Annotated in this window: 3 protein-coding genes; 2 read left to right on the top strand and 1 reads right to left on the bottom strand. The window is 33.1% G+C overall.

All coding sequences use genetic code 11. The annotated features are described in order from the left end of the window. Nucleotides 1-99: 99 nt before the first annotated feature. Together H527_RS23330 and H527_RS0118580 are read left to right on the top strand one after the other, a co-directional pair. Nucleotides 100-1,137: an RHS repeat domain-containing protein gene (locus tag H527_RS23330; protein WP_051316870.1), complete on the top strand. Its 1,038-nt coding sequence runs from the start codon at nucleotides 100-102 to the stop codon at nucleotides 1,135-1,137. After that, nucleotides 1,137-1,841 carry a barstar family protein gene (locus H527_RS0118580; protein ID WP_027414042.1) on the top strand — a complete coding sequence of 235 codons (705 nt, stop codon included), beginning with the start codon at nucleotides 1,137-1,139 and terminating at the stop codon, nucleotides 1,839-1,841. The genes H527_RS23330 and H527_RS0118580 overlap by 1 nt, the downstream gene beginning before the upstream one ends. Nucleotides 1,842-2,091: 250 nt before the next feature. On the opposite strand, the gene H527_RS0118575 is transcribed toward H527_RS0118580, so the two are convergent. Continuing rightward, nucleotides 2,092-2,411: IS66 family transposase (locus tag H527_RS0118575; protein WP_027412157.1), on the bottom strand; the 320-nt coding region annotated here is incomplete at its 5' end.

Genomic DNA, 2,411 nt, shown 5'->3' with positions numbered 1-2,411 from the left:
TACGTTCTTAAAAATAAAAAAAAGCAGTTTTGTTGGCAAGGTATGCGTTAAAAAAAGTGTTTTTTCTGAAATATATGCAGTGACTACTATCCCTTTGGGATGCTTCTACCCAATCGCCACGGAAACTCAGCAGATTACCGTTACGGCTTCCAAGGTCAAGAAATGGACAACGAAGTTAAAGGGGAAGGGAATAGTTATAGTTTCTCTTTAAGAATGTATGATCCGCGAATTAATCGCTTTATGTCTTCTGATCCATTATTTAAATCTTACCCGTGGAACTCTACCTATGCTATTAGTGAAAACAGATTAATAGAGGGTATTGATTTAGAAGGAGGAGAATTTGAATGGTTTATGATTGATGCTGTAACAGGTCAATATGGAGATACTGCTCAAAAGGTGTCAAGAGGCGTTGCCAAATCTGTAGTAAAGACTGTAGAAGGTATTCAAGGAGTGATTAGTGATCCTGTAGGAGCAGCAAAAGGAGTTGGGAATCTAGGTTTAGGTATTGGAGCATATGGAGTTGCAGGTCAGAATCCTGTAGGAGCAGCCCAAAGTATGGCTTATTTGGATGCTAAATTTGGAACTACTTCACAGCAGTCAACACTAGCTTTTTCTGAAAGTCTGAATAAAGGAGCAGATAAGTTAATTAATGGAGGTCTAGAAGATAGAACAGAGATAGCTACAGATTTATTTTTAGGTCTTTTAGGAGATAAAGGAGCAAGTAAAGTTGTCAGTGTTGCTAGGATTACAAAAATTGCTAATAAAGCAAAAAGACTGAGTGATTTTGGAGATTGTGCGATATGTGCTACTGAAGCTTCTGAGATATTTGGTGCAGGAAAAGGAAAAAGAAAAGGTTCTATAATAAATACTCCAAAGCAAATCAATCAAGCTATTAGAGATATTAAAGCAGGTGTTGGGAAACCTAATTTAGATGTAGAAGGGGTTCAGAAAACGATTCAAGATAGGTCTGGGGTTTCTAAAAATTGGGTTGGAGCTAAAGAATGGATTTCGGAAGATATACCAGGTACTCAGTTGAATGGAACAAGAGTTTTGACAAAAATAGGTGATGATGGTAAGACAATATATGGGTATGTAAAAGATCATGACTATACTAAGATTAAAACTGTAAATGAATAATGGAGTTGTTAAAAGTATTTATATATGTAAAGTCGTCCAAAGTTGGAGAGGCTTATTACGAATCGATAGAGAAAACAAGTTCAACTAATGTGTTTTATATTTCACTGTCTGAATTATCTTTAAATAAAGAATTATATGCTGGAGAAATAATTGAATTAGAAATTATGCTGAAAGATAATTTAAGGGATTATGTGTCAGTTAAATTGCTTAATGATATTGCGTCTTCTGATAAAATACAGTTTTTAGGAACAGTTGGAGAAGATTTTGAAGCATATTTAATAACAGTTTACGATCTTTTTACTAGATGGAATAATAATTTAACTCCTATTTGGAATAATTTAAAAACTGTTGAAGAGAAAAGAGGTTGGTTACGTGCTTGTTTTAAATGGTCAGGATTAAATAAAGTAATCACAAATGATAAAACTTATTTGATTAATTGTAATGAAATAAACGATGAACTAGATTTTTATTATTTATTAGGGGATGCTTTTTTTGGTTATCGAGGTTATATGGGAGGAGATGGTAATGCGTTACTTGATTGTTTAGGTGTTATTAATGTGAGTAATGAGAAGCATAATTCAAAGGTATATTTTAAAGAATATTCTAAATTAGAAAAATTATTTAAGAAATATTCTCCAAATTATTTTAAATCAATATTATGCCAAGATTTTATTGATAATGGTTTTGAAATAGTTTTAAAATAAAGTCCCCCGCTCCCAGCTCCGCAAAGAGTGATTAAATAGGATCGTGATGCTACGCAAAGTCTCCTGACCCCGCTCTCCTAAGTGTGATTAACTAAAAAACGTGATGCTACGCAAAGTCTCCTGACTTCGCGAGAGAGTACAGTAATACATATTAAAAACAGTTACAGACTTTTGTTTGTAGCTGTTTTTTTATGTTCTATGCAGCCTATAAAGACTACATTTATATGTATAAAAGTATGCATCCGAGCAACTACAGTATAGAATTTTCTTGATATCCAGGTAGTAATTCTTCTAATTTTTGTATGCTATGATCTGGTATTTTTTCTAAGGTATTAGCGAGCCATTCTCTTGGATTTATGTTTTGCATTTTGCAACTTCCAAAGAAAGAATACAGCATTGCTGCATTTTGTGCTGCTTTGTGTGATCCACAGAATAGATAGTTTTTTCTACCTATAGCCATTGGTCTTATGGCATTTTCTATTTTGTTATTATCTAGCTCTATTTTTCCATCCAGAAATATATTCTGGAGTTTATGATATTGGTTCACAAAATAGGTCATTGCTTTCCCAA

This window comes from Aquimarina muelleri DSM 19832, from assembly GCF_000430665.1.
Lineage (GTDB): Bacteria > Bacteroidota > Bacteroidia > Flavobacteriales > Flavobacteriaceae > Aquimarina > Aquimarina muelleri.
Note: the sequence above shows the minus strand (reverse complement) of the source record. Positions and strands in the feature narration are given on the sequence as shown.

Excerpts from the sequence above, each read along its gene's own strand:
- H527_RS23330 (WP_051316870.1), top strand. The coding sequence starts at position 100 with ATGCTTCTACCCAATCGCCACGGAAACTCAGCAGATTACCGTTACGGC.
- H527_RS0118580 (WP_027414042.1), top strand. The coding sequence starts at position 1,137 with ATGGAGTTGTTAAAAGTATTTATATATGTAAAGTCGTCCAAAGTTGGA.